The organism is Clostridium liquoris (assembly GCF_002995785.1).
In the GTDB taxonomy this organism is placed as follows: domain Bacteria; phylum Bacillota; class Clostridia; order Clostridiales; family Clostridiaceae; genus Clostridium_AO; species Clostridium_AO liquoris.
Genome location: NZ_PVXO01000056.1, coordinates 1 through 2,663 on the forward strand (window position 1 = coordinate 1; position 2,663 = coordinate 2,663).

Below are 2,663 nucleotides of genomic sequence, written 5' to 3' on the forward strand. Positions count from 1 at the left end.
CATACTTTTCATCTACTATTGATACAGTGCCATTTTGATTATTGGTGGTGAAAGAATCCTGGTTTTTTCTTTTACTTTTGAAGTTTGGAATACCTTTTAAGTCCTTGAATGTTAATTCTTTGCCTAAGGTTTCAACTTGCTTCAATGCTTTTTTTGAGTATGTTTTACCATCAAATTCACTATTGTATTTTTTTATAGCATCCCTAAAATTAAGCTGTACATTTGCAAAAGCTAATGAATCTATTTCTTTCATATACTCATAACCTTTTTTTATTATTGCTGGTGTTGGCAAGTGTATAGCCTTGTAATCAATTTTTCCGGTAATAAAATTTTTCTCATCAAGTTGTTTATACAGCATATCAACATATAAGTTATACATTTTTCTACTACAACCAAAAGCTTTCTCTAGGTATACCATTTGTTCTTTATTAGGTTTTAGCCTAAATTTATACCCCTTATTTTTCTTAATCACAGATTTTCACCTCATTTATTACTCTTCCCCTATAACTTGTATCTAAATTCATTTGTTTACCATATTTATAGCCTTACTCCTTATTTTAGGATATATAATCTATGATAATTCATCGAGAAATTATTATTTTATGTATCGAACCTAAAATAATAAGAGGGCTATCCATCTTCCACCTAAGAGGATGGAAGAATTCCGCCCATTATGTTAAATACATCCTATGTTAAAGTTCAACAGAAGTTGAAGATGATGTAATTAATAATTATGAATTTAAATACATCCTATGTTAAAGTTCAACTAACATATTTAATAGTGGTTGTAACTATAATAGTATTTAAATACATCCTATGTTAAAGTTCAACAATTTAATATTTGCTAATTCACTAAGTCTTAAGCTAATTTAAATACATCCTATGTTAAAGTTCAACAAAATACTGTCTAAAAATTTTTAAGCAATTTAAGCTATTTAAATACATCCTATGTTAAAGTTCAACAAGCTTGTGATAATTCTAATTCGTTTTTATCTAAATTTAAATACATCCTATGTTAAAGTTCAACAGGCTATCTGCCAACATTAAAAGAATTTATAGACAGATTTAAATACATCCTATGTTAAAGTTCAACGCTTACTAATACACGTGTGTTATCTAGTACTACAGAATTTAAATACATCCTATGTTAAAGTTCAACTATTATAACCATATTTTTTCATATTGCTGTTAACTGCATTTAAATACATCCTATGTTAAAGTTCAACGGAATATTAGGAGTAAACTTGACTTTTATATCTCATTTAAATACATCCTATGTTAAAGTTCAACCAAGAGAAAGTTAATGAAACTAACAACTTAGCAGAATTTAAATACATCCTATGTTAAAGTTCAACTTGGTCGAATAGCACTAATACAGGTACGTTTCAACATTTAAATACATCCTATGTTAAAGTTCAACAATCATGGCTTGGAGAAATGGGGCTTAATGCTAAATTTAAATACATCCTATGTTAAAGTTCAACATTCTTTACAAACTGTATGAGATATGGGTATAGTTCATTTAAATACATCCTATGTTAAAGTTCAACTTATAACAGTTTTAGTGCTTTCAATAGTTTTAAGTATTTAAATACATCCTATGTTAAAGTTCAACGTTATAGCAGGCTGTACTTAGTGGACAAAAAAGTATTTAAATACATCCTATGTTAAAGTTCAACTAGTGTAGTTTGGAGAAGTTCCCCCACTTAAAGTATTTAAATACATCCTATGTTAAAGTTCAACCACTGTAAAATCAGCATTCTTTTAAATCAGCAATAGCATATACCCATTGAAAGCTCAGGGTTTTTCAGAAAATGTCCCAACCTACTTTGTAAAATAAATATTCTTTTCAAAAATACTATGCAAATCATTGATATGATTAGGGTTTTGACACTTTTGTTTTGCAATTCAGTTGGGATAATTGTTATAGAAAAAAATTAAAAAACTGAGGATGCCCTGAATAGGTACATCCTCAATTTTTCATTAGAAAATTTATTACTTATGTGCAACTACTTCAACTTCTACTAATGCGCCCTTGGGTAATTTGCCTACCTGTACACATGAACGAGCTGGATAAGTTCCTTGAAAATATTGTGCATATGCTTCATTTACCTTTGGAAAATCATTCATGTCTGTTATAAATACTGTACTCTTTATAACATTATTAAAGCTCAATCCCTGTGATTCTAATATATTCTTTACATTATTCATTGATTGATGAGTTTGAGTAACAATTGGGTCATCTCCTGTTACTATTTCCCCTGTGGCTGGATCTACTGGTATTTGTCCTGATAAAAATATTAAATCTCCAACCATTATCCCCTGTGAATATGGTCCTATGGCTTTAGGTGCCAAATCTGTTGAAATGACCTTTTTCATTTTTTATTCCTCCTTTAAATTAATGTTTTTTGTGACTTGCTGAATTTCGCAAGTGTTTATTTATTTGACATCTTATTAATTAGTTAAGCTTTTATATTTTCTTACCTATATACTAGTATATACCAGTTATTTGATAAATCAATTAATAAAATAAATTTAGTTTGTGTCAAGTTAAAGTGGGCAATTTATTTTTTGAATTTTTCCCATTATAAATTCAGTTGAAAATTTTATCCAATAGGGCTTCGCCCGCGGCCCGAAAGGGCGTACTTATCCCCTTAATTTTT

The 2,663-nt window shown here is 28.8% G+C and carries 2 protein-coding genes and 1 CRISPR repeat array; both genes read right to left on the bottom strand.

All coding sequences use genetic code 11. The annotated features are described in order from the left end of the window. Positions 1-472 (bottom strand): helix-turn-helix domain-containing protein (locus CLLI_RS10695; RefSeq protein ID WP_170063709.1); only part of this gene is annotated, 472 nt, incomplete at its 3' end. Between the two features lie 202 nt (positions 473-674). Continuing rightward, a CRISPR array of direct repeats spans positions 675-1,743; the repeat unit is 30 nt; unit sequence ATTTAAATACATCCTATGTTAAAGTTCAAC. Positions 1,744-1,995: 252 nt separating this feature from the next. After that, positions 1,996-2,379 carry a RidA family protein gene (locus tag CLLI_RS10700; protein WP_106064208.1) on the bottom strand — a complete coding sequence of 128 codons (384 nt, stop codon included), beginning with the start codon at positions 2,377-2,379 and terminating at the stop codon, positions 1,996-1,998. Positions 2,380-2,663 lie beyond the last annotated feature (284 nt).

Excerpts from the sequence above, each read along its gene's own strand:
- CLLI_RS10700 (WP_106064208.1), bottom strand. The coding sequence starts at position 2,379 with ATGAAAAAGGTCATTTCAACAGATTTGGCACCTAAAGCCATAGGACCA.